This window comes from Acinetobacter lactucae (genome assembly GCF_013344765.1).
Taxonomy (GTDB): domain Bacteria; phylum Pseudomonadota; class Gammaproteobacteria; order Pseudomonadales; family Moraxellaceae; genus Acinetobacter; species Acinetobacter lactucae_A.
The window spans coordinates 1-233 of record NZ_JABVBF010000478.1; the positions used below are offsets into that span (position 1 = coordinate 1).

Here is a 233-nt window from a genome sequence, read left to right on the forward strand (position 1 = left end):
GTCCAGCTCACTGATCGCGGCACCCACGTTATTTACGTCCGTACCGTTCACGGTATACGTTGGCGCACTCACCGCACCGGTTGTGCTGTCGTAGCTTGACCCACCGCCCAGATTGTTCGCTGTACTGGTTCCTAACGCATCGGTCTTGTCATTCGCTGCTGTTGTCGCAGTTTGTAATTGACCCAGGTTCACAGCCTGATCTGCACTCACCGCATCCGCTACATTGCTGATGT

The 233-nt window shown here is 54.9% G+C and carries 1 pseudogene; it reads right to left on the minus strand.

Features of this window, described 5'->3' with window-relative positions:
* A pseudogene (locus HUN22_RS17930) lies at nt 1-233 on the minus strand (hemagglutinin); the annotation flags it as partial.